Source organism: Methanobacterium sp., assembly GCF_038562635.1.
Classification (GTDB): domain Archaea; phylum Methanobacteriota; class Methanobacteria; order Methanobacteriales; family Methanobacteriaceae; genus Methanobacterium_D.
The window spans coordinates 2,152,363-2,177,236 of sequence record NZ_JBCFBO010000001.1 but is presented as its reverse complement, the minus strand read 5'-3'; the positions used below and the strand labels follow the sequence as shown (position 1 = coordinate 2,177,236).

Annotated in this window: 31 protein-coding genes; 9 read left to right on the top strand and 22 right to left on the bottom strand. The window is 33.9% G+C overall.

Going from position 1 to position 24,874, the window contains the following annotated elements:
- Window position 1 precedes the first annotated feature (1 nt).
- The 5 genes from AAGU07_RS10510 to AAGU07_RS10490 form a co-directional block, all read right to left on the bottom strand.
- Window positions 2–283, bottom strand: coding sequence for a winged helix-turn-helix domain-containing protein (locus AAGU07_RS10510; RefSeq protein WP_069584245.1), 282 nt, complete (start codon window positions 281–283; stop codon window positions 2–4).
- 134 nt (window positions 284–417) lie between these two features.
- Window positions 418–1,269 carry an EFR1 family ferrodoxin gene (locus AAGU07_RS10505; RefSeq protein ID WP_342459039.1) on the bottom strand — a complete coding sequence of 284 codons (852 nt, stop codon included), beginning with the start codon at window positions 1,267–1,269 and terminating at the stop codon, window positions 418–420.
- 15 nt (window positions 1,270–1,284) lie between these two features.
- Window positions 1,285–2,139, bottom strand: a complete 855-nt coding sequence (locus tag AAGU07_RS10500) for an EFR1 family ferrodoxin (protein ID WP_342459038.1) — start codon at window positions 2,137–2,139, stop codon at window positions 1,285–1,287.
- A 21-nt stretch (window positions 2,140–2,160) separates the two neighbouring features.
- Window positions 2,161–2,631 (bottom strand): flavodoxin domain-containing protein, encoded by a 471-nt coding sequence (locus tag AAGU07_RS10495; protein ID WP_342459037.1) that lies wholly within the window; start codon window positions 2,629–2,631, stop codon window positions 2,161–2,163.
- Window positions 2,632–2,646: 15 nt separating this feature from the next.
- Window positions 2,647–3,123: an NAD(P)H-dependent oxidoreductase gene (locus AAGU07_RS10490; protein WP_342459036.1), complete on the bottom strand. Its 477-nt coding sequence runs from the start codon at window positions 3,121–3,123 to the stop codon at window positions 2,647–2,649.
- Between the two features lie 296 nt (window positions 3,124–3,419).
- Here AAGU07_RS10490 and AAGU07_RS10485 point away from each other — a divergent pair, with 296 nt between their 5' ends.
- The 5 genes from AAGU07_RS10485 (at window position 3,420) to AAGU07_RS10465 (ending at window position 8,476) form a co-directional block, all read left to right on the top strand.
- The gene (locus tag AAGU07_RS10485; protein WP_342459035.1) at window positions 3,420–4,802 is read left to right on the top strand and encodes an MFS transporter; all 1,383 of its coding nucleotides are present in this window, start codon (window positions 3,420–3,422) and stop codon (window positions 4,800–4,802) included.
- A gap of 232 nt (window positions 4,803–5,034) precedes the next feature.
- Window positions 5,035–6,012 carry a hypothetical protein gene (locus tag AAGU07_RS10480; RefSeq protein ID WP_342459034.1) on the top strand — a complete coding sequence of 326 codons (978 nt, stop codon included), beginning with the start codon at window positions 5,035–5,037 and terminating at the stop codon, window positions 6,010–6,012.
- Between the two features lie 121 nt (window positions 6,013–6,133).
- A complete protein-coding gene (locus tag AAGU07_RS10475) occupies window positions 6,134–6,742 on the top strand; it encodes a TetR/AcrR family transcriptional regulator (protein ID WP_342459033.1) in 609 nt (202 codons plus the stop codon).
- Window positions 6,743–6,757: 15 nt separating this feature from the next.
- Window positions 6,758–7,690, top strand: coding sequence for an ABC transporter ATP-binding protein (locus tag AAGU07_RS10470; RefSeq protein WP_342459032.1), 933 nt, complete (start codon window positions 6,758–6,760; stop codon window positions 7,688–7,690).
- Entirely contained in the window at window positions 7,691–8,476 is a 786-nt protein-coding gene (locus AAGU07_RS10465) for an ABC transporter permease (RefSeq protein WP_342459031.1), read from the top strand.
- A gap of 12 nt (window positions 8,477–8,488) precedes the next feature.
- On the opposite strand, the gene AAGU07_RS10460 is transcribed toward AAGU07_RS10465, so the two are convergent.
- The 12 genes from AAGU07_RS10460 to AAGU07_RS10405 form a co-directional block, all read right to left on the bottom strand.
- On the bottom strand, window positions 8,489–9,019 hold the full coding sequence (locus tag AAGU07_RS10460; RefSeq protein ID WP_342459030.1) for a DUF2812 domain-containing protein: 531 nt from the start codon (window positions 9,017–9,019) through the stop codon (window positions 8,489–8,491).
- Between the two features lie 65 nt (window positions 9,020–9,084).
- A complete protein-coding gene (locus AAGU07_RS10455) occupies window positions 9,085–9,606 on the bottom strand; it encodes a DUF2812 domain-containing protein (RefSeq protein ID WP_342459029.1) in 522 nt (173 codons plus the stop codon).
- Between the two features lie 87 nt (window positions 9,607–9,693).
- Window positions 9,694–10,206 carry an MBL fold metallo-hydrolase gene (locus AAGU07_RS10450; protein ID WP_342459028.1) on the bottom strand — a complete coding sequence of 171 codons (513 nt, stop codon included), beginning with the start codon at window positions 10,204–10,206 and terminating at the stop codon, window positions 9,694–9,696.
- A gap of 174 nt (window positions 10,207–10,380) precedes the next feature.
- Window positions 10,381–11,199: an EFR1 family ferrodoxin gene (locus AAGU07_RS10445; RefSeq protein WP_342459027.1), complete on the bottom strand. Its 819-nt coding sequence runs from the start codon at window positions 11,197–11,199 to the stop codon at window positions 10,381–10,383.
- A 48-nt stretch (window positions 11,200–11,247) separates the two neighbouring features.
- A complete protein-coding gene (locus AAGU07_RS10440; RefSeq protein WP_342459026.1) occupies window positions 11,248–11,802 on the bottom strand; it encodes a flavodoxin domain-containing protein in 555 nt (184 codons plus the stop codon).
- A complete protein-coding gene (locus AAGU07_RS10435; protein ID WP_342459025.1) occupies window positions 11,799–12,536 on the bottom strand; it encodes a hypothetical protein in 738 nt (245 codons plus the stop codon). Before AAGU07_RS10435 ends, AAGU07_RS10440 begins: the two co-directional genes overlap by 4 nt.
- Before the next feature lie 45 nt (window positions 12,537–12,581).
- Window positions 12,582–13,106: a DUF2812 domain-containing protein gene (locus AAGU07_RS10430; RefSeq protein WP_342459024.1), complete on the bottom strand. Its 525-nt coding sequence runs from the start codon at window positions 13,104–13,106 to the stop codon at window positions 12,582–12,584.
- A 1-nt stretch (window position 13,107) separates the two neighbouring features.
- Complete coding sequence (locus AAGU07_RS10425) at window positions 13,108–13,431, bottom strand: PadR family transcriptional regulator (protein WP_342459023.1); 324 nt, start codon at window positions 13,429–13,431, stop codon at window positions 13,108–13,110.
- Window positions 13,432–13,667: 236 nt separating this feature from the next.
- A complete protein-coding gene (locus AAGU07_RS10420) occupies window positions 13,668–13,955 on the bottom strand; it encodes a hypothetical protein (RefSeq protein WP_342459022.1) in 288 nt (95 codons plus the stop codon).
- A 125-nt stretch (window positions 13,956–14,080) separates the two neighbouring features.
- Entirely contained in the window at window positions 14,081–14,863 is a 783-nt protein-coding gene (locus AAGU07_RS10415) for an alpha/beta hydrolase (RefSeq protein WP_342459021.1), read from the bottom strand.
- Between the two features lie 70 nt (window positions 14,864–14,933).
- A complete protein-coding gene (locus AAGU07_RS10410) occupies window positions 14,934–15,713 on the bottom strand; it encodes an alpha/beta hydrolase (RefSeq protein ID WP_342459020.1) in 780 nt (259 codons plus the stop codon).
- Window positions 15,714–15,783: 70 nt separating this feature from the next.
- On the bottom strand, window positions 15,784–16,563 hold the full coding sequence (locus tag AAGU07_RS10405; RefSeq protein ID WP_342459019.1) for an alpha/beta hydrolase: 780 nt from the start codon (window positions 16,561–16,563) through the stop codon (window positions 15,784–15,786).
- Between the two features lie 303 nt (window positions 16,564–16,866).
- Here AAGU07_RS10405 and AAGU07_RS10400 point away from each other — a divergent pair, with 303 nt between their 5' ends.
- Window positions 16,867–17,736 carry a sulfurtransferase gene (locus tag AAGU07_RS10400; RefSeq protein ID WP_342459018.1) on the top strand — a complete coding sequence of 290 codons (870 nt, stop codon included), beginning with the start codon at window positions 16,867–16,869 and terminating at the stop codon, window positions 17,734–17,736.
- Between the two features lie 42 nt (window positions 17,737–17,778).
- Here the strand turns inward: AAGU07_RS10400 and AAGU07_RS10395 are convergent, their stop codons facing one another.
- The 3 genes from AAGU07_RS10395 to AAGU07_RS10385 form a co-directional block, all read right to left on the bottom strand.
- Window positions 17,779–18,579 (bottom strand): alpha/beta hydrolase, encoded by an 801-nt coding sequence (locus tag AAGU07_RS10395; protein ID WP_342459017.1) that lies wholly within the window; start codon window positions 18,577–18,579, stop codon window positions 17,779–17,781.
- Window positions 18,580–18,629: 50 nt separating this feature from the next.
- Complete coding sequence (locus tag AAGU07_RS10390) at window positions 18,630–19,271, bottom strand: TetR/AcrR family transcriptional regulator (RefSeq protein ID WP_342459016.1); 642 nt, start codon at window positions 19,269–19,271, stop codon at window positions 18,630–18,632.
- Window positions 19,272–19,464: 193 nt separating this feature from the next.
- The gene (locus tag AAGU07_RS10385; RefSeq protein WP_342459015.1) at window positions 19,465–19,680 is read right to left on the bottom strand and encodes a hypothetical protein; all 216 of its coding nucleotides are present in this window, start codon (window positions 19,678–19,680) and stop codon (window positions 19,465–19,467) included.
- 195 nt (window positions 19,681–19,875) lie between these two features.
- Between AAGU07_RS10385 and AAGU07_RS10380 the strand changes: the two genes are divergently transcribed.
- Together AAGU07_RS10380 and AAGU07_RS10375 are read left to right on the top strand one after the other, a co-directional pair.
- Window positions 19,876–20,256 carry a YkvA family protein gene (locus AAGU07_RS10380; RefSeq protein ID WP_342459014.1) on the top strand — a complete coding sequence of 127 codons (381 nt, stop codon included), beginning with the start codon at window positions 19,876–19,878 and terminating at the stop codon, window positions 20,254–20,256.
- A 46-nt stretch (window positions 20,257–20,302) separates the two neighbouring features.
- Window positions 20,303–20,917 (top strand): LysE family translocator, encoded by a 615-nt coding sequence (locus AAGU07_RS10375; RefSeq protein ID WP_342459013.1) that lies wholly within the window; start codon window positions 20,303–20,305, stop codon window positions 20,915–20,917.
- 21 nt (window positions 20,918–20,938) lie between these two features.
- On the opposite strand, the gene AAGU07_RS10370 is transcribed toward AAGU07_RS10375, so the two are convergent.
- Both AAGU07_RS10370 and AAGU07_RS10365 read right to left on the bottom strand, forming a co-directional pair.
- Window positions 20,939–22,033, bottom strand: coding sequence for a hypothetical protein (locus tag AAGU07_RS10370; protein ID WP_342459012.1), 1,095 nt, complete (start codon window positions 22,031–22,033; stop codon window positions 20,939–20,941).
- Window positions 22,034–22,188: 155 nt separating this feature from the next.
- Window positions 22,189–22,932, bottom strand: coding sequence for an alpha/beta fold hydrolase (locus AAGU07_RS10365; protein WP_342459011.1), 744 nt, complete (start codon window positions 22,930–22,932; stop codon window positions 22,189–22,191).
- 321 nt (window positions 22,933–23,253) lie between these two features.
- On the opposite strand from AAGU07_RS10365, the gene AAGU07_RS10360 reads away from it, so the two are divergent.
- Window positions 23,254–24,870 carry an ATP-binding protein gene (locus tag AAGU07_RS10360; RefSeq protein WP_342459010.1) on the top strand — a complete coding sequence of 539 codons (1,617 nt, stop codon included), beginning with the start codon at window positions 23,254–23,256 and terminating at the stop codon, window positions 24,868–24,870.
- Window positions 24,871–24,874: the final 4 nt, after the last annotated feature.

Here is a 24,874-nt window from a genome sequence, read left to right as displayed (position 1 = left end):
ATCATTCCTTAAATTCTTCCCAAATTTCCAGGAATATATCGAATCCCTTTTCCATTTCATCAGAGAGGAAATATAATGCACCATACGTTTCTCCAGTGGATTTTACCAGGTTATTTTCCTCTAAAACATCTATATGGTGCCTTATTGTTTTATAATCAAGTGAAAGCTTTTGAGCAAGTTTATTAGCATTATATGGTCTTCTATTTAATTCAAGTATTATCCTGGCACGGTTTTCTCCGCCTTTACTACCTGCTATTAACCACCACAAAAACACTTTCTTCATAGGAACTCCTGCAAATCAGACTCAAAGTATCACATGAGCTTTATCTATATTTTTTCAAATTAACTTCCTTATAAATTTATTCATACCCAATCTTCCTGTGGCAAACTGACCTGATACAGGGAAAAATCTGTGGATTATTTCCGAGTTGATTGAAAATACTTTAAATTATTTTTCTGTCCTGCAATATCATCTGCTGTTGCATAAGGATGAGAATACCTATCATTTTCTTCAGTGTAAGACTTTAAAAAGAGGTTAGATTTAATTTGAACCGCTTGTTCTGGGCAGTAATTTAAACATGCGTGGCAGAAGAAACTATCTACCTTTTTCTGCCATACCGGCTTTCCATTGACCATCTTTATCTTGCCAGATAAACAAACCTTTTTGCAGGTCCCACAACCTGTACATTTTGAATTAGCATAAAACTCAACATTATAAAATTTATTAAGAACTGGAAGGACCAGTGAGAAAATCGAAAAAAGAGGCATATGAACAGTGAAATGAGTGTCTTTTTCATGGCTTTCATCTTTGTTTAAAATAATATCCTGGATGTATTCCAGATTATTTTGAATTCCAGATTCTATATCTGCCAGTTCTTCTGCTGTTTCCGGGTGCCAGTTTTTAAACTTGGGGTCGTTGCTTGCCATATTCAAAGTAAAATAGGCATTTAGATCTTTACCCTTCTTGCCCAGTACCTTTTTAAAATCAGCAAAGGCCCTGTGCTGACTGCCTTCACGTGTTGCGACTGCAAATATATATTCGGCTGATTTTAAGTCCATCTTTTTCAAAAATTCAATTACAATTTGAGGGGCCATTGCAAGATGAATAGGAAATATAATCCCCACTGTTTCTGCACTGGTTTTTACAATATCCATATCTAAGAGGCTCACTATGGGCATTAATTCCGTTTCTGGGATCCTTTTTTGTAATTCCCAGGTTATATATAATGAGTTTCCAGTTCCTGAGAAATAGTAAATTTCCATGCCCATAAAATCCCCCGTTAATCAACTTTCCCTTAACATATCCAAAATATTCACATCCGGATGATGGTAGCCCCCAGGTAGTTCCCCATAGCCGTGAATTGCACTTTGCGGGCACCATTTGATGCACGCCAGGCAGTTCTCACAGTGGTGCTTCCATGCCGGTTTATTATCAACTATTTCAATATTACGCACCTGACAAACCTTTGAACATGTACCACAGCCTGTACAATTCTCATCAGTGCTATAACTCCTATCCATAAAATGAATGACTTCATCTAATTTTAAATCCGAATCTTCATGAAGACGTGCTGTTTTTTTCATTGATCTTAGGGAAGATCTATTTAAAAAACCAACTTTCATCATCCTTTCTATAATAGCCACGACCAGACCAATGAATAACCCATCTGTATCAAACCAGCCGTCCTTTGCTTTGACATGTTCACAAATAAAATCAAGTTTTTTCTCTTTCCAATTACTGTAAAGCTTTATTTTATTTTCAAAAGGCTTTCTAAAAGCGTTCTGTGGCATTTGAACACCGAATCCAGATGAAAGTCTGCCGCCGCGTGCCCTGATCATTTCATCCAGCATAGCCAGTGTGGAACCAGCCCCTCCACCAAACGTACACACTGCAAATATATATTTTGTACTTATATCATCCAGTTTCCCGACAAATCGCTGCACAACAAGGGGAATATTGACAGTTCCCAAATAATATACCGGAAAAACAATGCCTATCACGTCTGCATCAGTTGTTATGCTTTTTTTATCCATTACAGACGGTATTGATATCAAATTACCGTCCATTTTCTCTGCAATATCCCTTGCTACAGTTAATGAATTTCCAGTCCCTGAGAAATAGTAAATTTCCAAGTTCATGACCAAAACCTTTTTATTCGTTTATAAGTCAAATAACCCGCTGAATTCTTCAACCAGCTCGGAAATTTTTTCATTGCATTGTTTGTTCCATACCACAATCCCTGTTCCAGATAATACTGCGCCTTTATCCTGACAAATTCGTTTCATTTGGCCAGTTGCACGGGTTCCGCCGGTCCAGTTAAAACGCAGGGCTTTTGTAACAAAACATGCCACTTTTTTATCCTGAAGTGATGCAATCTGTTCCATATATACTTTCATAGCAGGTGCAAGGGAAAAGGCATGTACAGGAGCTCCAAAAATCAATGCATCATACTTACCTACATCCGGAGGGTTTTCAATCTTTATATCTTTACCCTGCGGTTTATCTCCTCCCACCATTCTCACCCTCTGGATTTCTACCTCATTTCCAGATGCTGAAAGCTTCTCTTGAAGTTTTTGAGCGACTTTGCAGGTGTTACCTGTTTGTGAATGAACAACAATACCTATTTTCATAGTATACTCCCCATTTTATCCATCTAAATCAATTAATCCACTGAATTTTTCCACCAGATCATCAATCTGTTTTTGGCGGTTTTTGTTCCAGATTATAATCCCAGTTCCAGAAACAGTAGCCCATTTAGATTCGCAAATTTCCTTCATTTCACTAATTGCACGATTTCCACCGGTCCAGCCAAATGGTAAACCCTTTGTAACAAAACATACCACAGTTTTACCTGTAAGAGATGAAACCTGTGTTAAATAAGCTTCCATTACTTTTGAAAGGGAAAATGCATGTACTGGAGCTCCGAATATAACTTTATCATACCCATTTAAATCAGGTGGATTTTGGATTATGCTATCTTTGCCAGGAACATCCTGCCCTCCCGCTAGTCTCAGCTGTTGAATATCTACCTCATGCCCCTCTGCAGAAAGCTTTTCCTCGAGCCTCTGGGCAACAAAATGTGTATGGCCGGTTCTGGAATGAACAATGATCCCTATTTTCATAGAATATCCCCATTTATTAAAGATTTTTTTATCTTTTTCATTAATAATCATTATTCTATTATTAAATTATTTAAAATAAACCTAATAATTTTTTAACATTCATGTCTGGAATGTAGTGCTATAATTTAAATCGTTAATTTAAATAAACTAGAATTTTTTAACAGTTCAACTTAAATTAAGCAGGACAGTTTAACGTGACATATAAACCTTGCATAGGCTTGACATGAATTATTTTAAAACAATCCAATTCTTCTGTTTATATCAATGTTTATACCATTTTACAACTAAATAATACTATGGACTCTGGCGGATCAAAAACCACTGCAAGATATGCACTTTGGGTAAGTATTCTTGTCAGTTTTATGGTCGCATATATAAGTTCTTCTGTAAATATTGCTTTACCTGAAATCGGAGCGACATTTACGCTTAATTCCATATTTCTGGGGTGGATTCCAACATCATATCTACTTTTTACAGGTATCTTCTTAATTCCATTTGGTAAAATAGCAGATAACTATGGTAAAAAGAAAATTATCACCTATGGAATAATAATATTCACACTTGCAAGCATTTTATCTGCTGCAGCCCCTTCTGGAACTGTACTATTATTATCCAGGATTTTACAGGCCATTGGAGGGGCCATGATCTTTGGAAACGTGTACTCCCTGATTGCATATGTTTTCAAGAAAAAAGATAAAAGCAGGGCACTTTCTATAAGTGTGGGTGTAAGTTATATCGGGCTTTCCGCTGGACCTATTTTAGGTGGATTTTTAACCCAGTTTTTAGGCTGGAGATCTATTTTTGCATTTGCAGTACCATTCGGCATAGCTGCACTGTTTATCCTTCTTAAATTAGAAGAAAAAGTGGAAGAAGATGAGAATGAAAAAATCAGCATAACCAGCACTTCAGTTTTTGCATTATCACTAATTGGGATAATGGTGGGTTTTTCAGAAATTACCACTTACTTCGGAATTTTAGCATTAATATTAGGTTCTTTAGGAGTTTTGATATTCATATGGCTTCAAAAAATAGTTAAAAATCCCCTTATACACCCCAAATTGTTATTTGACAGGGTTTATATCATTAACAATTTAACATCCCTTGTAAACTACGCCCCAGGCATATTCACTATTTTTCTTTTAACTCTGTATCTCCAGAACATAAAAGGATTAAGTCCTGACCAGGCAGGACTGTTACTGAGTGTTCAATCTGTTTTTATAGCCATATTCTCGATTTCAGAGAGTAAATTATTGAAGTTCCTGTGGCCCCGTTTTATAGCAGCTATAGGAATGGCGCTGACTGCAGTAGGGTTAACTCTACTTGTGTTTTTAGGAGAGAACACAAGTTTATGGCTTATAGTGGTTGCCCTTGCAGTTATTGGGTCAGGATATGGGCTTTCTGCTTCTTCCAGTACTCAAATTTCAGTAGGGTACTTTGAAAATAAGTTTTATGGAGTTTCCACCGCGACGTTGAACACCATGAGGGTAGTGGGCCAGATGATGGGAATGGGAATAACCCTAGCCGTTCTAAACATTTTTATGGGACAATCTCCTCTTACGCCCAGTAATTACGCTTCTTTTATTGAAGCCAGCAAAATACCATTTTTAATATTTGCTATTTTATGTTACATCTCAATATACGGCTATTTCATTATAAGAAGGAAAACAGGGCCAAGTTAATGAATACCAAACCACTATCCGCGTCTAAATTCCCGTGAATATCATATCCCCTAACCTATTTTTTTAAATTTAAATGATTAAAAACTTTTAGGCAGTTAATGCTTTAAATCGGCGTTTTAATTTTGATAAAAACATTTATTATATCATATCAAATGATTTGTTAGGTAATAAATATTAATTTTAAAATAGTTAGATCTAAAAACTCTCCAAAAAGTTAATAAGGAGTGTTATAATGAAAATAAGTTCCAAACCTTATTTAAAAACGTTCATGAAAATTTCAGGAGTATTTTTACTTATAATAGGATTAATAGGAATTTATTACGGCCCATTAGAGATAATCTGCTTTTATTTCTTTTCTAAGGGCGGCCAATTCTATTATGAAGGTTTCCAGATCGGATCCTTATGGTTTGCCTATTTAGTGATTCAAAATGCAGGATATTACATCGTGGCATTTTTACTGATCCCCATAGGTATTGGAACATTTAAACTACATTATTGGGGACGAAAGCTTTTCTTAAATCTCATTTACATATGGCTCATATTAGGAATTAATATAACTAGCAGTTTCATTGTTTCCATACCTGAATTCATTAAAAGTATTAATTTATCTACAATTAGTTTGATTTTAGTAGTTATGGCTTTAATTGGAATTATCATCCCATTTATTTTCATCAAAACGTACGAAAGCGAAAGATTAAGGAATATATTTAAAAACAAAAGCAATAACTTTATTTATGAAATCCCTCAAGCCGTATTGCTGATATGCAGCTTGAATATCATCTTTATACTGCTTCTCCATGCCGGTGCTTTACTCCAGTACATTTTCCCCTTTTTTGGAAAAATCATTCTTCACAGAGAAGGTGTTCATTATATTAGCAGTGCAGTATTTATTTTAGCAATTTTAACCTATGGGTTCTGGAAAAGATATTTGCTGGCTTTCTGGGGACTTATTATATACTATGGGCTGATGCTCGTTTCAATAACTATGACCTTCAGCAAATACTCACTCACAGACATTATAAATTTACTGAATCTCCCTTCCTACGAGCAGAGCCAGATGATACCCGTTTTATCCGTTTTCTTAAATTTCAATTTAACAGCGCTTTTAGGCTCTTTTTTAGTCATTATACTGTGCTTAATCGTTTATTCTAAGAAATATTTCCAAAATACGCCTGAAAAAAGTGAAGATGCCCTTTCATTTGAAAACTAAAATTAGCATTTTTCTAAATCAATGCACGCAGGCCAGATCGGGATAATATTAAAACACGAAAATTATATATACTATATGACTATATTTACATGAACAGTCATAGAGTAAAAAGGAGATTTATATGCCTAAAGCTTGGAGTAAACAGGAAAAAGAAATCATCAGAAAAAACCTTATAAACAAATCCATGAAACTTTTTGAGAAATATGGGCTTCAAAAAACCACTGTAGATGAAATTGTGCGTGCAGCAGGAATTTCAAAGGGTTCTTTCTACCTCTTTTACGGGTCGAAGGAAGAATTATATTTTGATGTTTTAGAAACTGTAGAAGGTGAATTTAGAGAAAAAATGTTTGAAAACGCTTTTAAAACTGAAAAAAATAAACGGAAAAGTTTCAAAGCGTTTCTCAACCAAATGATTGAACTATTAATCACCATGCCATTATACAGAGAAATTAATTCAACCAATTATGAATTACTGCTGCAAAAACTTCCAGAGGAAACATTAAAGAAGCACATTGAAAGCGATCAGGAGGATATTTCTAAATACTTCCGTTACTGGATGGAACAGGGCTGGATGAGGAAAGTAGACATGGAAGCCTTAAATGGTCTATTATTATCCTTAATTTACCTTGTTATACATCGAGATGATTTTGAGGGAACAAATTTTGAGGCAACCAAAGAGTTATGGATTGATGCCCTGGCCTCTTACTTAATAACTAAGGAAAATAAATGAAAAGAAGGGGTTCAAGTGGAGAAAATAATTGAAGACGAAGTTATCAGAACCCATAACTTATCCAAACACTATGGTAAAATTAAAGCTGTGGATGGTATATCACTGAATGTCCGTAAAGGAGAAATATATGGATTTTTAGGTCTAAATGGTGCAGGAAAAACCACTACAATTCGAATGTTACTTGGAATGATAAGACCTACTGCAGGTGAATCTTACTTAAATAGTGAAAAAATTCACGCAGGCCAACATAAAATCTGGAATAAAGTAGGTTATCTTGTTGAAGTACCTTATTCATATCCACAACTAACTGTTAAGGAAAACCTTGAAATTATACGCAGGTTGCGTTTACTTCCAGATTCAAATGCAGTTGATTCAGTGGTAGAGAAACTTCAACTTGGCCCTTATAAAAATAGAAAAGCAAAAAATCTTTCCTTAGGAAATGCTCAAAGACTGGGACTTGCAAAGGCATTAATACACAATCCTGAAATTTTAATTCTTGATGAACCAGCAAATGGGCTTGATCCAGCAGGTATTGTTGAAATAAGAGAATTACTGCGAGATCTTGCATTTAATAAGGGAGTTACCGTATTTATCTCAAGTCATATTCTGGGTGAAATCTCTAAAATTGCAACCCGTATTGGTATAATCAATGAAGGAAAACTAATTCAAGAGATAGAAGCTGATGAACTGCATCAACTTAGAAATAGAAGTCTCTTTATTAACGTAAAAAATAAAACTGGGGCAATTTCAGCCCTGGCTAAGGAAGGAATTAATTCAACCCTAACTGACGACGGCCTAATAGAAATTAAGGCAGAAAATGCACTTCTCCATCCCGAAAATATCAATTCAAGTCTGGTTAATGCTGGATTTTCACCAAATATGTTGAAAGTTGAAGAAGAAGAACTTGAGTCTTATTTCTTAAGAATTATTGGTAAAGGAGTGGTTTAAATGAACAGATTATATGAAGCCACCTGGACTGAATTACTCAAAGTAAAAAAGTCAAGAATGCTTATATTAACTTTAATTGGCTTTTCAGGTATTGCACTCATGATAGGCATTATGGTTTTCATTTCAAAACATCCAGAACTCGCTGCTAACTCTGCAGCCGCAAGTGCTAAGGCATCCATGTTTAAAGCTGAATGGCCATCCTATTTTCAACTGTTAATTCAAATTATTTTATCCCTTGGAACCATAGGATTTGGATTTGTTTCAAGCTGGATTTTTGGGAGAGAATATACGGATCATGCAGTAAAAGACATATTATCTCTGCCTGTTAACCGTTTAACCATAGTTTCATCGAAATTCATTATAATCATTCTCTGGAGTTTGCTGCTCTCATTAACCCTATTTGTATCCGGAGTTATAGCAGGATTTATAGTAGATATTCCCCATTGGTCAACTGAAATAGCCTGTAACTACTTTATTACCTTTATGAAAACTGCATTTCTTACAACACTACTCTGTACCCCTGTTGCATTCATTGCAAGTTTCAGCCGAGGATATTTAGCCCCTTTAGCCTATGTGATTTTTACACTAATCCTAACCAATTTAGTTGTAATAGGAACACCTGCAATTGCACCATATATCCCCTGGGCTATTCCTGCACTTATTAGTGGGCTTGTAGGGCCAAATCTTCCAAATCCAGGCATTCCCAGCCTAATCGTATTAGTTTCCACCTGCATTTTTGGATTAGCTGGCACATTTCTATGGTGGCGTTTTGCTGACCAAAACTAGAATTTAGATGTTTTATAAACTAATTTCATTTTCCTCAAGCTTTTTATTGCATCGGTAAAGCTGTGCTGTCACATATCCTAAGAATACAAAAATTAGGATAATAAACAGCATCAATGCTGATTTAATTTCATCAGAACCGCTTTCAAAAACTCGATAAAGTACAACTATTTCTAAAGGCACCAGAATACCAACAGTCTTGATCAATCGATTATTTCTCTCAATTAATGATTTCGTATCAGTATAAATACTGGGCCTTTCATTTTCATAGGATTTACGCCAGATATACCATGGAATGATTTTATCATCTGCTAATTCCCAGCCATCTTCTTTAAAGAGCTCAAAATAATTATTTCCCACGTTAATCTGATAATCAACACAGTATCTTATCTTCCTGCTTTCTCCCTTTTCAAATTTAAAGACTATATAAGCAAAACCTACGCTGACCAGATTCCAACCGTCCAGTTCCATCTCTTCAAGCCAGTTTTCTATTTTTTCTGGGTTCCAGCCCCACCACCAGTGGCAAGCAGTTTTAGTTTCTCTCATTTTAATCCCCAATCCTTAAAAACTATTTTATATGCATCAGATATTTAATAACAAAATTTTAAATATCAAAGCTTCATTTCGTTTTTTTCCAGTTTTTTATTATACAGGTAAAGCTGCATTATAATGTACCCCATGACTAAAATCATTAAAAAAAGCAGCCCTAACCCTATTCCAATGTAACCACCTTCAAGTGTAGAATAAAATACAATTATATCCATGACCATCAAAACCCCAACGATCCAAAGCTGGCGGTTGTTTCTCTCAATTAAAGATATTGTATCAGTATAAATACTGGGCCTTTCATTTTCGTAGGGTTTACGCCAAATATACCATGGAAGAATCCCATCATCAGCTAGTTCCCAGCCATACTCTTTAAAAATCTCAAAATAGTTTTCATCAACATTTTCTTGATAGTCGACGCAGTACCTCATCTTCCTGCTTTCTCCCTTTTCAAATTTAAAGCGGATATGATTAAAATCTACTTGAAATAAGTTCCATCCCTCAAGTTCCATCTCCTCAAGCCAGTCTTCTATTTTTTCAGGGCTCCAGCCCCACCACCAGTGCCAAACAGTTTTAATTTCATTCATGCTAATTCCTCATTTCATTTTACCGAGACTTAGAATTTCTTCTAAACGTGCCAGTTCAAGTTTTTGTATAATTTTCCCCTAATTTTTTTATAAATAATCCATCTTGAATGTCTTACCATGACATGGATAAACAGTATTTATGTTTAATTTTCTTAATTTTTCAAAACTATCATTTACTGCCACCATATCACCCATAATGGAATTAATAACTGGTTTTTTTGTATTTTCAAGTAGATCACCACAAAATAGATTTCCATCTTCTGTTAAAATCCCAATAGAACCCTCTGAATGTCCAAGAATATGAATAACTTCAGCATCGAAACCGTAATCAGAAAGATCCTGACCATCTTCCACATAACTGTCTGGTATAAATCTATCCGACTTACTTAACTTAATGAAAGGTAATGAAAATACTATTCGGGTAATAAAATTGACTTTTCTGTTATAGGACATATCACCTTTTTCTACCATTTCTAAATCATTTTTATGCATAGATATTTTGGCAGTGTGCTTTTTACGAAGATATGCAGCATTTCCAGTATGATCAGAATCCCCGTGGGTTATCAAGATAAGTTTAATGTCTCCAAGTTTACAGCCCACATTTTTAATTTCTTTTTCAAGTTCATCGCGCTTATTTGAAGGCCCTGTATCGATTAAAGATAATCATTATCCAATTTAACAAGGTAACAATTCACAGTGCCCCATTTCAAACCCATATTGAGCGTAGTGATTTTAATCACTTGCGACATGTTTTCCCCCTTTAAATGTAATTAATCATTTTTGTCCTGTAATATCATCTGCATTTGCATATGGATGAGAATACCTCTCATTCTCTTCAGTGTATACTTTAAAAAAACGTGAAGATTTAATTTGAACCGCTTTTTCTGGGCAGTAATTTAAACATGCATAACAAAAAAAGCACTTCACATCCTTCTGCCATACTGGTTTTGCATCAATCATTTTTATTTTTCCAGATAAACAAACTTTTTCACATGTCCTGCAGCCAGTACATTTTGAATCAGCGTAAAAATCATAATTGAACATCTTATTAAAAAATGGCAAGAAGGGAGAGAGAACAGAAAAACCAGGGATAGCGACTGTAAATTTAGTATCCTTTTGAAGGACAATTTTTTTATTTATAACGATATCCTGGATGTAATCAAGTTTATTTTGGACTTCTAGTTCTATTTCTGCTATTTGATCTGCTGTTGCTGCCTTAAATTCTTTAGATTTTGGATCATTTGAGGCCATATTTAAATTAAAAAATGCATCTAAACCCTTGCCTTTTTTCTTTAAGATTTTTTCAAGGTCTTTAAATGCCCTGTGCCTGGTACCAATCCTTGTAACTGCTGCAAAAATGTATTCTGCTGAATTTAAGTTAAGTTTGGGGAGAAATTCCATTACTGGCCTTGGAATCATTGCAAGATGAATTGGAAAAACAAATCCCACTGTATTTGCACTAGTTTTAATATTTTCATTGTTTAAAAGGCTTACAATTGGAATAAGTTTTGCTTTTGGAATTCTTTTTTGCAACTCTCTGGCTACATGCAGCGAATTACCAGATCCTGAAAAATAATATATTTCTGTACCCATAGAAAAATCCACCTTTTTATATTTAAAGATCTAATCATCTTATTTTCCCTATTGTAGAAGATCATTTACAAATCCATCGCACTTTTTATTAATGTCATCTCCAGAAATAACGTTCATTACTGCCTTTATCTGGAAAGTGCTGTTTTCAGAGATAGGGGCGATTTGTTTTTTAATCAGCACATTATCAGTCGTGTGTGGGTCGCCTGTAGCAAAAACCCCTAATTTAGTGCTTTCTACAGGTTTCAGTATTTTTAAATATGCATTAACCGCAGCACTAATATTTCCTGCATATATAGGCCCACCTACAACTATAACATCATATTTTGAAGTATTAGATGCTGTTGCACTCTTAATGCCTGCTAAATCGACTTTGTATCCCTCGGCTTTTAGATCGCTTGCAATTCTGCCTGCCACATTTTTGGTATTTCCAGTAATGCTCGGGTCATAAACGACCAGTGCATTCCCTACAATTGCCCCATTTGGATTCAATGTTTCTGAAACAGTTGCACGGTTACTCATATCATAGGAAATGTATGAAATTGCCCCTAAAGCTATTACTACAACTAATATTATTCCTATTCCGATAATCATCAAAGTTTTCATGATATTCCACCCCCTAATGATTTTCCAGCTCTCCTAAAAATAATACCCAGTAAAATTCCCGAAATTATTAGTACTGGACAATAAATAGCGATTACAACTATTTCATACATTACAATGTCATAATTCATTAAATATACTCCAAACAAAGATCCAAGGGATAAAATAAACCCTATAATGAAAATCCACCGTAATGCTCTCTCAATTTTCCTCCCTTCAAAAACAGGAGTAATGGAAATTAAAGCTACACTCATCATTAAGTATGCTACAGATTCAAGAGCTACGAAGATTCCGTGAGGATTATACATTGAAAAAAGAGATAAACCTGCTGTTTCCCCATGCATTACGCTTGGTAGAGTTACTGTCCATAATATGAAGTAATCGGTAGTAATCACGGTTGCATAGATCAGTGCAAATGCTAAACCAATCAAACTGAATATTTTCTTTTCAAGGGAAGTGTAATAGTGGATACAAGCCATTAAAATTACAAATACTGGTGCTAGCAGAAATGCAGGAATAAAAAGTACGTAATCTATGGCTTTATAGTAAGTCCAAATATAATTAACCATTCCAGGGTAATAATCCCATGAACTGGAACCGAACATGCCCATTATAATAAATACCGCGGCTAATAGTGCTGTAAGAATCGCTGCCCAGAATCCAAGTCGATTAACCATTTTACTAAGATTTTTTCTAGCTTCTATATATTTCTCCTGATTTAATTTTAATTGAACCATTACTTTATCCCCATTATTATTCAATTTTGTTTATACAACCCCTAATTAACATTTAATTTCATTTTGTTTCAGATTTTTACTGTATCGATAGTATTGTGCTATTAAGTATCCGTAAAAGGCAAGTGATAAGATTAACAGTGCGGATATTAATTTAGTACTGTCAAAATTGCCAATGAACACTAAATATAATAAAAATAGACTTATAAACACCCCAATAAAGACATTCCTAATCTGGCGGTTATTTCTTTCAATTAATGATTTAGTATCAGTATAAATATCAGGCCTCTCATATTCATAGGATTTACGCCATATATACCATGGAGCGATATTTTCATCCACTAATACCCAACCATCTTCTTTAAAAAGCTCAAAATAATTATTTTCAACATTATTTTGATGATCAACACAGTATCTCATTTTTCTACTTTTTCCTTTTGCAAATTTGAACCTTAAAATATAATCAACTTTAGATAGATTCCATCCACCCCATTCCATTTCCTCAAGCCAATTTTCAAATTTTTCTATTTCCCACCCTGTCCACCAGTGCCAAACAGTTTTAACTTCTTTCATCTTAACTCCTCATTTCATTTTTACCATGCTCAAGAAGTTCTTCTAAACGTTCAAGTTCTAATTTCAGTACAATTTTCCCTTTTTCGCTGAGTTCATAGATTTTTTTACGATCTTCTTCTGCAACTGGTGTTATCAATCCCTCTTTTTCCATTCGGGAAAGGTTTCCATACATGGTTCCTGCACCGATCTTAATACGACCATTTGTGAGCTTTTCAACATGCTGCATTATTCCATACCCATGTCTTGGCTCATTTAAAGATATGAGAACATAATAAGCTGCTTCAGTCAATGGTAAGTATTTATTTTGCAATTTTTTTGTATCCATATTAATCCCTGATGTATATCGTGACGCGTTATATCACACTACGGTATATCACATGACGCTATATATAAAACTATCTAAAACACTACAAAAAAGTGAAATAATTTTCACGATATTTAATTATCAAAAAAATCATCTATAAACTGGAAAACCTTATTTTTAATAAAAAAATATCAGCTATAATATCTAACTGAAAAACCTTATTTTTAAAATAAACACCTAAAAAGACAGGATTAACCTTATTTAAAATAATACCAGTAATTACCACCCGTTTCTTTTTGTATATCCTCATCAGATGTGAAAGCAATTTGTATTTCATCTAAAACATCTTCAGGATATCCATTGGCCTTTAATTCAGAAATAGTAATCTCTTTTAGTTCATTTAGCAAACCATTATTTTCTGCTTCTTTCAATTCACTGTCTTTTTCAAATAAATACCATATTACAAGATATTTGGGGTTAATACCTATTGAACCATAATGAAAATTACTGAAAATCATAGGTTTTCTATCTTTTACCATATCCATGACTTTACTGGTGGAAATGTTTATAATCCTGTTGAATTTATGCTCAATTTTCCTTTCGGCATCCCATTCTTTTCTAAGTTTCTCGTTTATACTACCACCCCAAAAACAGTTAGTATATGTTAAACTCAGCTGATTAACACGCCCGAAAGATTAGTATCTTTTAACCAACTTCTCAAAACATTGTTAAACAATTTAGGGTTTTCAATATTCCATAAATGCCCTACCTTCAAAGCCATTGCCCCTTTAGAATTTGGAAGCACATTTAAGAGATTTAATGCAGATTCATTAACAATTCTATAATCTTTTTCACCAGTCATCACCAGCACCGGCACGTCTGCATGTTCAAGATTATCCGGCATTTTAAAAAGTATAGTTTCCCTGAGAATTTTATCTAAAGAATACGGTTCAATAACATAGGTGGATTCCTTAAACTTACTGCGGAGATTTTTTGGTATGTTGTAAGACCTCACATAACTCATTATACGAATAGTTTTGTTTTTATCAGGTAAATAAAGTGCAATAAGATTGTCCAGGAGCTCTAAAAATGATTCAGTCGGTCGCGAGTTACGTACGATAGCTCCGCTGATTAAAGCATGATTTACGACTTCAGGAGCAGTGTTTAAAATTTGAACTACAATTTGAGCACCCAGCGACAGTCCCACAAGATGAGCCCTTCCATTTTTGGCCTTATTTTTTATTATATCTATAACCATATCTGCAGCACTTTGTACGCTAAATGATTTTACTTCAGCACTTTTTCCGTGTCCAGGTAGATCTGGAATAATACAGTGATAATCACCGAATGCCTTTAATTGTTCATCCCACATCCAGCCGGCTATTCCATCGCCGTGGAGAAATACTATAGTTTCATCGTTGTTTTTACCTGTTTCTTTGATATATAAACTCATAATTTCTCACTTAGAAAAAATAATTGACTTAATTTTATATTCGTTTTTTATTTTAATAAATTTATTCAAATCACAGCTTCAATAAAGTATCAGGTAATTGATCATCATTTATCCAGGCTCTTACAATACTGCTGAAAAGTTTTGGCGATTCTAAAGGCCAAGCATGGCCTAAATTAGCCACTTTGTAAGATTTAGAGTTTGAGAGGCATTTATTTAAGTCTAAAGCGGATTCATAGAAAACTTTAAATTCTTTTTCTCCCGTCAGTACCAGCACCCTGTTCTTTGATCTGCATAAATTTTCAGGTATTCGAAATGAACCGTTTTCACGAGTAATATTATTTAAAGAACTCCATGTCAATGCTTTTGTATCTTTTTTAACGTCTTCAAAATATTCTAAAGATATAGACTGCATCTTCATGCCCATTTTTATGAAAAAATCAATATCCTTAATGCGCATGAAAATTTTATGAAAAATATCCATAAATATTGAAAGGCTGGACCCGACTTCGCGGATCAGTGCCCCTGTAATCACTGCATGATCTACAACCTCCGGAGCCATACTTAATATTTGAACAGCTACCTGTGCACCAAGAGATAATCCAACAATATGCGCTTTTCCCCCATGCGCCCTTTCTTTAATAATATCAATGACTTCATTTGCAGCACTTTCCATGGTAAAAGGCTTTATTTCTATACTTTTTCCATGTTCAGGAAGGTCTGGGACCAGACAATGATAATCTTTTAATGATTCTACATGTTTATCCCACATCCAACCGGAAGGCATGCCTGCATGAAGGAATACTATAGTTTCATCGTTGTTTTTACCTGTTTCTTTGATATATAAACTCATAATTTCTCACTTAATAAAAATAATTAATTTAATTTTATATTCGTTTTTTATTTTAATAAATTTATTCAAATCACAGCTTCAATAAAGTATCAGGTAATTGATCATCATTTATCCAGGCTCTTACAATACTGCTGAAAAGTTTTGGTGATTCTAAAGGCCAGGTATGGCCAAAATTATCCACTTTATACGCTTTAGAATTTGAAAGGCATTTATTTAAGTCTAAAGCTGATTCATACACAACTTTAACCTCTTTTTCTCCCATCAGTACCAGCACCCTGTTTTTTGATCTGCATAAATTTTCAGCTATTTTAAATGACCTATTCTCTTTAGTAATATTGTTTAAAGAATTCCAAGTTAGTGCTTTCGTGTCTTTTTTAACGTCTTCAAAATATTCTAGAGGTATAGATTGTGCTTTCATGCCCATTTTTATGAAAAAATCAACATCCTTGAGGCGCATGTAAAACTTATAAAAAATATTCATCATTACTGACAGGTTAGATCCGACTTCACGCGTCAATGTTCCAGTAATTACAGCATGATCCACAACTTCCGGAGCCATACTTAATATTTGAACAGCTACTTGTGCACCAAGAGATAATCCAACAATATGCGCTTTTCCCCCATGTGCCCTCTCTTTGATAATTTCAATGATTTCATTTGCAGCACTTTCCATTGTAAAAGGTTTTATTTCCATGCTTTTTCCATGTTCAGGGAGGTCTGGGACCAGACAATGATAATCTTTTAATGATTCTACATGTTTATCCCACATCCAACCTGAAGACATGCCTGCATGGAGGAACACTATGGTTTCACTATTGTTTTTGCCTGTTTCTCTAAAGTATAAGCTCATTATAATGTCCTCGCCATAATAAAAGTTATAATACAATTGTAATAACATATTATTTAAGTTTATACTCTTGCCCCAAAATAGATTAATATAATTTCCGCCTAATTTAAATATAAAGACAATATTTAAATTTAATACATATATAAATGCATATAAACTATTTTTTTAAAAATAACGTCTATTTAAGAGAGTTTTATCATTTTAACTCATGGAATATTTTTTTAAAATATGCCATCAGTTGACAGCAACATACAACTATTATAATATACATATTTAATTCAAAGTCATACTAATGGAGTCATTTATATGAACTATCCTCATTTATTGGGAAATACAAAAGTAAAATGGGTGGATACAGAATGGTTAGAAGATAATCTGGATAATAATCTCACTATATTCGATGTTCAGCCAGATATACATGATTATATAAAAGAACACATCCACAATGCATTTTATTTTAATGAATGGTTTCTTAGAGAAATGCAGGGCAATAACCCCGCTAGATATATTCCTCATGATGCAATTTCAACAATATTCGGGAAATTAGGCATCAGAAATGATAAACCTATTCTTTTTTATACTGGCAAGGGATCCTATTCAAAAAAAGGGGACGGTTGGGGACAGACCATGGCTGCTTATTCACTGGTTAGATTTGGCCATGAAAATGTCCATATCTTAGATGGAGGCATAGACAAATGGAAAAAAGAAGAAAGAGGATTAACAAAGGTATTTCCCACTGTAGAAGAATCTGAATTTGAAGCAGAGGTCCACGATGAATATCAGATTGAATACGGAGAATTTAAAAATATTAAGGACAATGATGATGTGGTAGTGCTTGATGCCAGGCCATTTAAATATTATGCCGGCCCCAGCCTGTGGAGCAAAGAAGGGCACATACCTGGAGCAAAGAATTTACAGGCTGCCGCGCTCATGAACCCCAAGAACCGGCAGCTCCTCAAACCCCTTGACGAAATAAAATCTTTAGTTGAAGAAAGAGAAGTAACTCCCGATAAAACAGTTATATGCTACTGCGGGACCGGCAGAGAAGCAACCAACCTGTTTTTAGTTTTTAAATGGTATTTAGATTATCCTGATGTGAGGTTATATGAAGGTTCTATTACAGAATGGGTTCAAAGAGATGATAATCCAACTGTTACTGGCCCCAGTCCTTATTGATGGAGTAATCATTAAAAAAATAACAATATTATGTTATAATTTCTATTCAACTGATGTAAGAAACTCCACCACATGATTTTGAAATGCTTCAGCACTTAATAGATATGCCATGTGCGCTCCGGGAATTGAGACAAACTTAGAGCCAGAGAGGGCTTTAGCTAATTCCTGTCCAGAATATTTTTGAGGCCAGATTATATCTCCATCTCCAGCTATAACCAATGTTGGAGCTGTAAGTTCACTGATCCATCCACTTGAATCAAATGTAGCAAGTGCATCATTTTGCCTTTTGAATGTATTCACTGTCTGAGGATTTAATACATGTGCCATAGCACTTTTAATTCTATCAACAGCTCCATGATTTGCTAATACTTCCTCAGGAAATGACCATACTGCAGAATATTCAGCCAGTGCATCAGGATCGCTTCCATCCATAACACGTTTTATTGCCTGTTTACAAGCATAATTAACGCGGTGAGAATTTTTCATACTTGTTACAACAAGTATCAGGCTTTTTACTCTATCAGGATATAAATAAGCAATATTTTGAGCAATCATTCCCCCCATAGATGCCCCAAGTATATGTGCCCTTTCAATTCCAAGCACATCCATCAAACCAATGACATCTTCAGTCATCATATCCATAGAATATTCTATATCTGGCCTATCAGTACGCCCTGCACCTCGGTTATCAAATGGAATCACTTTGTAATCCTTAGAAAAAGTAGGGATCATATCTTTCCACTGTGATGACTCCGCACCATTACCTGATATCAATATCAAAGCTTCTCCTTCACCGTGTATTTCATAATACATGTTTATATCATTTACTTTTGTCATTGACATTTTTCATTCCTCCTTTCAGTTATAATCTCCAAATCTCTTAAGAAATTGAACTAACTTTTTTTGAGCATATACTGCATGAAACCCTTTACGTCCATTGCAAACTTCTGTTCACTGACTCCCTCACTTTTCAGCATGTCTTTATATAGACAGCTCATATTCGACATACTCTGAGAGATTAGCGACATCAAAACTGCTGCTTCCATTGGGTTAACATCTTCTCGAATTGTACCATCATCAATTCCAGACTGTATCAAATCCCTCATGATAAACATTAAATCTTTAAGAATTCCCATTACCTTTTTATACTCTTCACTACTGGCCATATTATTTATATCAAATTTAGAAGATTGTGGAGCATATAAAAGCTTTAAACAGCCAGGATATTCAGCTGAAAATTTATTCATTGCATTTCCATACAATGAAATCTTTTCATAACCAGTTTTTCCATTTCTTATTTCTTCTTTAGCCATTTTAACTAAAACCTTGACACCCTGTAAAACTATAGCAAAATACAAAGCTTCTTTGTTCTTAAAATAATAATAAAGTGTGGCCTTATTTACCCCTACTTCTTTGGCTATGCTGTTCATTGAAACTTCATCGTAGTCTTTACTTAAAAATAGCTTCTGAGCTGATTCTATAATATAATTACGCTTTGTTTCCTTCTCTTTTTTCTTTAATTCTTTAAGGGTCACTTATTACCACCACTTCCTGATTCTACATTTAACCATAATTTTAACTTTCAACCATCGGTTGAATATTTAACCCTAGTTTGAAATAGTATATAAAAGTTTTGTTTTAAAAATTAGATTTATTTCAAGTAAATTACTGCTAAAAAATAGAAATGAGGATAAATCCCCTTAAACAAGTACTTTCAAAAACCATACCTTATTTTAACAGTTTATTATTCTTCTGGAACAATTTTAAACGGCATTTACTTGAATCGTGACATCTGTTTGTACTGGCCATTGAGATATTACTTCTAGGGGGTCCGTGGGCATGTCTGTTGTTATGTCCTTCCTCAACATGTTGAGCTGCTATTGCTCCAGAAAATCCTACAGCGGCTAAAAATGCAAGTAGGATGATTCCTAACTTTATTTTCATGCAACCGCACCTCCACATGTATCTCTGCGCAATTATTTTAGGTATGCGCAGGAGGTTATTTATGTGAATTATGTAATAAAAAACTTTTCGTTTATATTAATAAAATTCATAAAACTCTAAAAACAATATGGGGCTATAAACACCAAATCTTATTAAACGAATTTGAATTAACAAATTTTTCATCTGGATGTCTTTATGTTCAAAAACTGGAAAGCTATGGCAGAAAAATTTGAAATAGAAACTTATGCACTCCATTTAACCTATAAAGATCCAAGAGTTCCATTGCGCATTAAAGTTGTCATTCTTTTGGTTATGGCCTATCTTTTAAGCCCAATTGACTTAATTCCAGATTTTATACCAGTAATAGGTTATCTCGATGATTTTCTGTTGATAACTGTAGGAATTCCAATTTTACTTAAAATGGTCCCCAAAGAGATAATGGATGAACATAGAGAAAGTGCAAAAACGAAATTCCGCGAAGGAATGCCTAAAAGTGGATTTGCGGCTTTAATTATTGTGCTGATTTGGGTTCTGGCTGCTGTTATACTATTAAATTTTGTTATAAAGTTTATTTGAAATGAATTAGAATACATTACTTAAATATCAAGGAGACACCAAAAAAATGTTCAACCTACTCATCGCAGGAATCACCCTCGGTCTCTACTCAGGCCTCTCACCAGGCCCCCTGCTCATCCTACTAATATCTCAAACCCTAAAACACGGCTACAGAGAAGGCATAAAAGTCGCATTTTCCCCGCTGATCACAGACTTACCAATCATAGCAGTATCTCTGCTCTTCTTATCATTTGTTGCAGGTTACAGCTCAATTTTAGGCATCATATCCATTCTTGGAGGTTTATTCCTGCTTTATATGGCCTATGAAAGCTTTAAAACAAGAGAACTAACTGAAGATATCAAAGCAGAAGAGCCAAAATCACTTAAAAAAGGAGCAACCGTCAACTTTTTAAATCCGGCCCCATACCTGTTCTGGATAACCGTCGGCGGACCCCTAATCATAAACGCTTATACAGGCAGTATTTTAGCCCCATTAATGTTCATTGTAGGGTTTTATGTTCTTTTAGTGGGTTCAAAAATAGTTCTGGCCTTCGCTGCGGGAAAATCCCGTGAATTCATTACAGGGAAACCGTATCTTTACATAATGAGAATTCTAGGAGCAGCACTCGTAATATTTGCGCTTTATTTCTTCAATCAGGGCGTGCACTTGTTAATAAAATAATTTAAAGTAACAAATAAATTATTAAGGTATCTCATTTGATTGTGTTTTATCAGATGCATGCTCATGTTTTTCAAATGGAGACCATGGAGATATTATTAAATATTTATGAGGATCTTTTAAGCGTTTTATAGCTAATTTAAGCCCAAACCAATCTGCAAATTTTCTCCAAAGAGGAATAGAAGCTCTAATAACTGATAAAAATGCTCCTGCAAGAGCACTTACAATTATCAAATAATTATTTAATTGTCCTATCCCTATATATGGATATAAAAAAGAAAAATTAAGATTAAGGGACCAAATTATAATTCCAATTAAAACTGCAGGAAAAATGAAAGATCCATAACTTACAACTGCCCAAACAGTGCGATCACGTCTATTTAGAATATCATGCACTTCTACAGATCCCGTGATCAAACCACCAATCTTATTAACGATTTCTATTAGATCCGGTCTTTTTATGTTTCCATATTTTAAATCATTATCGTATTCTTCATCCATATAATTTTTACTTACTTTTGGCCACTTTAAAATTGTTTCACGAATTAAAGCTATTTTATCTCTAGATACAAAATTCTTAATATTCTCCAGATCTGTTAGAAAGTTATTAAATTTATCTTCAGGATCTTCATTATCTTCAGGATTTTTATATAATTCAAGTGAATGTTTAGCTATTCTAAAAATATGATTATATCTAGGATCTTTCCCTTTCAAGCTACCTATAATATAACCTTCTAATTCTATTTCAAAATAACTGCTAAAATCTCTAAATTTATTTTCACCATATTTAGAACTTTTATACCCTTTAGGTACATCTATACTGTATTTTGAAATATTATTCAGCTCTTTATGAAGATTATCAATAAATATATCCATATCTTGATTATTAATATTTAATTCATCGCAAATATGCCTTACTGACATTAAATTACTTTTATAATCTCTTATATCTTTAGAAAATGGATTTTCGCTAACCTTACATTTAAAACAATCCCCATAATTATTTTCTAAAAAATAATACGCTTCACCTAATGCCCAACATCTTCTAAATTCAAGAGATTTATCTAAATTAATATCATCTGGAGCAGTATTATCTGAAGGAGTTTGATCAGAATTCATATTACCCCCACACATTGTATTATTAAAGTTGTATATAAGTAATACTTAATATAATTTATCAACCTTTATTTGAATAAAATTAAATAATTGCGTTATTTTGTGTTTCACTTGAATACTACTCCTTATTTACTCAAATAATGATAATTACTTGTTACTCAAAGACCTTTAATAAATTCAAGTATATAACTCACAGTTTTGTTCTGCTGCTCTTCCCTTGTTATTGTACTGTTATTGTCCCCTGCTTGAGGACCGTAGTTACCATTATTGTAGTGGTTACCGCCAGGTATGGTGATAAATGTCGTGTTAGCCGGGAACTTATTTTTGTTGTTAGAAATATCCTGAGCTGTCGTAAGATTATCCAGAGAACCTCTTATTGATAACGCTTTAAAAGTTGCATTTGAAGCATTTGTTGAAGGGTATGCCGCTAAATATACAACTCCCTTAATTTTATCCTGATGATTTACAGCATATTCCGACGCAAAAACGCCGCCCAGTGAATGGCCCATAATTACCCATGAAGTGATCTCAGGGTGTTCAGCTACAACATCGTCCGCACTGTTAACACCGAAAAATGCCAGATTAAAAGGCATTTTCACAATTATTGTGGTGTATCCCTTCACAACAAGTTTAGAAGCAATAACAGAATAAGCTTCAGGCTGGACCTTGCCTCCCGGATAAAATATTATTCCTGTAGTGCTCCTGTTTTGAGTAGGAATAAATGTAATGGAGTTATCTGTATCTGTAACGTTGTAAGATTCAGTTGATTTAAGTGCAGCTGCAGCTTTACTATCTGCATGGTAATAGTCAGAAACATAATAAGCAAAAGAAGCTGCTGTTACTGCAAATACTACTAATATAATTAATAAGAATAATTTCTTTTTAGATCCTATATATTTCATATTAGTCCCCATTTAATACATAAATAAATTATATTTGATCCTTAAATTAGAAAACCATTTCCCAGATTTAAGATGTAAATTAAAACACTGCTGTTTAAATAAATCTAACATTTTAATTAATTCCCATACTCCCAATTATCAAAATTGCGTTTTTTTTAGCCACTTAAAATATTCAGATGATGTTATTTGTAATAGTTACCTCTTATTGAGTTAACAAAGACCGGACCATTAAAAAAATAATAAAATGTAAGTAATACTCAAAATATAATAAGTAATATTAATTCAATGGAAACTGTTAATTTTAGTATTATGAGGAATTAGATGGATTTAAGCAACTCCATTACTTTTAGAGCTAATTTAAAAAGGTTTTCTGAAATTTTAAGCATTGTAATAATTATAATTGGAGTTATTATATTCATTGGGTGGGCTTTTAATATTCCTCTCCTCAAAAGCCCCGGTCCTGATTTCCCCACCATTAAATTCAATTCTGCATTATGTTTTATTTTAATAGGAGCTTCTTTATGGCTGCAACAGACAAAAAGGATTAACAAAAGAAATAGACATGTTGCACAGGTATTATCAATTATAGTATTATCAATTGGGTTGATTGCCCTCATTGAACATTTATTCAACTTTAATTTAGGCATAGATCAAATATTATTTACAGAACCATTTGGAACACTTGAAACTTCCTCACCAAATCGAATAGCGTTTATTGGAGCAATTGAATACATAATAATCGGTTCTGCACTTTTAATTATTGATAAAAAAGTACATAATCGCGTTCCTACACAGTATTTAATGATTTTAGGGAGTATTATCTCTTTAATGGTTCTTTTAGGCTATTTATATGATGCATCAGAATTTTACCAGATATCCTATTATACTGCAACTTCCATTTATGCAGGAATAGGATTTATGTTGATATCTTTTGCTGTCCTTATTGCACGTCCTGAAACTGGCTTTATGAAAGTATTAACCAGTGGAGAATATTGGAGCATATTTGGACTCAGAATTCTATTTGTGCTGGCAATTATTTCCATAGTTTTTGGGTGGTTACGGATATTAGGGCAGGATTTAGGTTATTATGATACAGCTTTCGGGACAGTGTTATATACCCTTTCAGTACTTATTATTTTGAGTATTTTTGTGTGGAACAGTATTCTATCCCTTAACAAAACTGATAGAGAACGTAAAGAAGTAAATAATGAATTAAAGAAAAGTTTAGAAGAATTAGAACGCTCTAACAAAGAATTAAAGAGTTTTGCCCACATTACAAGTCATGATTTGCAGGAGCCCCTCAGGACAATAACCAGTTATTCCCAGCTTATAGAAAGGCGTTATAAAAGACAGTTAGATCCTGATGCTGATGAATTCCTTGAATACATGGTCAGTGATGCAAAGAGAATGAAAAGCATGATTCAAGGTTTACTGGACTACTCTCATGTTGAAGCTAAAGGTGATGAATTTAAAGAAGTTAACACTGAAAAAGCACTTGATATTGCTTTATCCAATTTACAGCATTCAATAGAACAGTGCCATGCTGAAGTAACCCATGATCCCCTTCCACCTGTTTTTGCAGATGAAAATCAAATAGTGAGTGTATTCCAGAATCTAATTGATAATGCTTTAAAATTCCGAAAAACGGATGAAACACCAAAAATCCATATTTCAGCAAAAAAAGATGACAACGAATGGGTTTTTTCTGTAAAGGATAACGGCATAGGAATTGAAGATCAGTATTTTGATACAGTTTTTGAAGTGTTTAAAAGGTTGCATGCCATTGGAGAGTATGAAGGTGCAGGAATCGGCCTTGCAATTGCAAAAAGAATTATAGACCGACATGGCGGCCACATTTGGCTTAAATCTTCTCCAGAAAAAGGTTCTACATTTTATTTTACTATTCCGCTAGTTACTGAACCAAAAAGCGTTCAGTAATGAG

Bases quoted from the DNA above. Each gene is read 5' to 3' on its own strand.
- AAGU07_RS10510 (WP_069584245.1), bottom strand. From the start codon at position 283: ATGAAGAAAGTGTTTTTGTGGTGGTTAATAGCAGGTAGTAAAGGCGGA.
- AAGU07_RS10505 (WP_342459039.1), bottom strand. From the start codon at position 1,269: ATGGGCATGGAAATTTACTATTTCTCAGGAACTGGAAACTCATTATAT.
- AAGU07_RS10500 (WP_342459038.1), bottom strand. From the start codon at position 2,139: ATGAACTTGGAAATTTACTATTTCTCAGGGACTGGAAATTCATTAACT.
- AAGU07_RS10495 (WP_342459037.1), bottom strand. From the start codon at position 2,631: ATGAAAATAGGTATTGTTGTTCATTCACAAACAGGTAACACCTGCAAA.
- AAGU07_RS10490 (WP_342459036.1), bottom strand. From the start codon at position 3,123: ATGAAAATAGGGATCATTGTTCATTCCAGAACCGGCCATACACATTTT.
- AAGU07_RS10485 (WP_342459035.1), top strand. From the start codon at position 3,420: ATGGACTCTGGCGGATCAAAAACCACTGCAAGATATGCACTTTGGGTA.
- AAGU07_RS10480 (WP_342459034.1), top strand. From the start codon at position 5,035: ATGAAAATAAGTTCCAAACCTTATTTAAAAACGTTCATGAAAATTTCA.
- AAGU07_RS10475 (WP_342459033.1), top strand. From the start codon at position 6,134: ATGCCTAAAGCTTGGAGTAAACAGGAAAAAGAAATCATCAGAAAAAAC.
- AAGU07_RS10465 (WP_342459031.1), top strand. From the start codon at position 7,691: ATGAACAGATTATATGAAGCCACCTGGACTGAATTACTCAAAGTAAAA.
- AAGU07_RS10460 (WP_342459030.1), bottom strand. From the start codon at position 9,019: ATGAGAGAAACTAAAACTGCTTGCCACTGGTGGTGGGGCTGGAACCCA.
- AAGU07_RS10455 (WP_342459029.1), bottom strand. From the start codon at position 9,606: ATGAATGAAATTAAAACTGTTTGGCACTGGTGGTGGGGCTGGAGCCCT.
- AAGU07_RS10445 (WP_342459027.1), bottom strand. From the start codon at position 11,199: ATGGGTACAGAAATATATTATTTTTCAGGATCTGGTAATTCGCTGCAT.
- AAGU07_RS10440 (WP_342459026.1), bottom strand. From the start codon at position 11,802: ATGAAAACTTTGATGATTATCGGAATAGGAATAATATTAGTTGTAGTA.
- AAGU07_RS10435 (WP_342459025.1), bottom strand. From the start codon at position 12,536: ATGGTTCAATTAAAATTAAATCAGGAGAAATATATAGAAGCTAGAAAA.
- AAGU07_RS10430 (WP_342459024.1), bottom strand. From the start codon at position 13,106: ATGAAAGAAGTTAAAACTGTTTGGCACTGGTGGACAGGGTGGGAAATA.
- AAGU07_RS10425 (WP_342459023.1), bottom strand. From the start codon at position 13,431: ATGGATACAAAAAAATTGCAAAATAAATACTTACCATTGACTGAAGCA.
- AAGU07_RS10420 (WP_342459022.1), bottom strand. From the start codon at position 13,955: ATGGATATGGTAAAAGATAGAAAACCTATGATTTTCAGTAATTTTCAT.
- AAGU07_RS10415 (WP_342459021.1), bottom strand. From the start codon at position 14,863: ATGAGTTTATATATCAAAGAAACAGGTAAAAACAACGATGAAACTATA.
- AAGU07_RS10410 (WP_342459020.1), bottom strand. From the start codon at position 15,713: ATGAGTTTATATATCAAAGAAACAGGTAAAAACAACGATGAAACTATA.
- AAGU07_RS10405 (WP_342459019.1), bottom strand. From the start codon at position 16,563: ATGAGCTTATACTTTAGAGAAACAGGCAAAAACAATAGTGAAACCATA.
- AAGU07_RS10400 (WP_342459018.1), top strand. From the start codon at position 16,867: ATGAACTATCCTCATTTATTGGGAAATACAAAAGTAAAATGGGTGGAT.
- AAGU07_RS10395 (WP_342459017.1), bottom strand. From the start codon at position 18,579: ATGTCAATGACAAAAGTAAATGATATAAACATGTATTATGAAATACAC.
- AAGU07_RS10385 (WP_342459015.1), bottom strand. From the start codon at position 19,680: ATGAAAATAAAGTTAGGAATCATCCTACTTGCATTTTTAGCCGCTGTA.
- AAGU07_RS10380 (WP_342459014.1), top strand. From the start codon at position 19,876: ATGTTCAAAAACTGGAAAGCTATGGCAGAAAAATTTGAAATAGAAACT.
- AAGU07_RS10375 (WP_342459013.1), top strand. From the start codon at position 20,303: ATGTTCAACCTACTCATCGCAGGAATCACCCTCGGTCTCTACTCAGGC.
- AAGU07_RS10370 (WP_342459012.1), bottom strand. From the start codon at position 22,033: ATGAATTCTGATCAAACTCCTTCAGATAATACTGCTCCAGATGATATT.
- AAGU07_RS10365 (WP_342459011.1), bottom strand. From the start codon at position 22,932: ATGAAATATATAGGATCTAAAAAGAAATTATTCTTATTAATTATATTA.
- AAGU07_RS10360 (WP_342459010.1), top strand. From the start codon at position 23,254: ATGGATTTAAGCAACTCCATTACTTTTAGAGCTAATTTAAAAAGGTTT.